Raw genomic sequence first — 1,332 nt, 5'->3', positions numbered from 1 at the left:
TCCAGCACCAACACCAGAACCACCAGCACCAACACCAGAACCACCAGCACCAACACCAGAACCAACACCAGAACCATCAACACCAACACCAGAACCACCAGCACCAACACCAGAACCAACACCAGAACCATCAACACCAACACCAGAACCACCAGCACCAACACCAGAACCATCAACACCAGGTGAAACCCTTAATGGTAGTAATGGCGATAATACTCTGAATGGTGGCGAAAGTGAGGACCAACTCAACGGTTTCAGAGGTGACGATGTAATCCGAGGTTTCAATGGTGATGACAACTTAATTGCTGGTGTTGGACAAGATACAGTAGTTGGCGGTAATGGAGATGATACTGTTAATGGTGGTCCCGGTCACGATCGCCTATTTGGCCAATCTGGCAACGATCTGTTACTAGGTCGCCCCGGTAACGATATCTTGTTAGGAGGTGATGGTGACGATACTCTAGAAGGAGGTATTGGCCGCGACAGACTCAACGGAGGAGCTGGAAACGATACCCTAGAAGGAGGAGCAAGTATTGACCGCTTTATATTTAACACTAATCAGGAGTTTCAGACAGAGGATGTAGGTATAGACACAATTACTGATTTTTCCCAAACACAGGGAGACATTATTCTCCTAGACCTGACAACTTTCACTGCCATCAACAGTGAGTCGGGAACAGGTTTCAGCATCAACAGTGAATTTGCAACAGTAACTAATGACCAAGAAGCAGCAAGTTCTGAAGCAGTCATTGTTTATAATAGTGAAAACGGTAAATTGTTCTATAACCCTAATGGTAGTGAAACTGGTTTTGGTGATGGAGGTCAATTTGCTACTTTGACAAATACCCCAGAGTTAGAAGCAGAAGATTTTGTTCTGAGAATTTAACGATCGCCATTTGCCAGCAGTGGGAGCATCTTGCTCCCGTGTCGGGGTTGATATAGAACCCGATTGAACACTTGTCCGCAGCGACGATAGGAAGCAATCCCGTGAGACCCCTGAGATTGCTATCCGTTCCGGAATGCTCCGCAAACCTTCCACTCCGTTCCAGTCGCTGCGGACGCAGGCTATAGTAATTATCCGGATTTGATATGATAGATGTTTGGTGCTAAAGCGCAACTACAAACAAGAGGAACATAAGAAAAATATTGGATGGAAAAAAATCAACCCAACTTCCTAAAACAAGACTTACGCAAAACCACCATATATAGTAGGGGCGATTCGCATAGATGCCCCTACAGACAATGTATAATATCATGTCCGCTGGTATCGTTTGTGTAAAAGTTAGGGTGAATATCTACAGGAAATTTAAGTTTTTTTATTGCCCTTAAGTA

1 protein-coding gene is annotated in these 1,332 nt (G+C 44.7%); it reads left to right on the top strand.

What is annotated here, in order from left to right:
- A partial coding sequence (locus tag F6K22_RS40945; protein ID WP_293110905.1) for a calcium-binding protein occupies nucleotides 1-886 on the top strand: 886 nt, incomplete at its 5' end.
- Nucleotides 887-1,332 lie beyond the last annotated feature (446 nt).

This window comes from Okeania sp. SIO2F4 (assembly GCF_010672385.1).
Lineage (GTDB): Bacteria > Cyanobacteriota > Cyanobacteriia > Cyanobacteriales > Microcoleaceae > Trichodesmium.
Note: the sequence above shows the minus strand (reverse complement) of the source record. Positions and strands in the feature narration are given on the sequence as shown.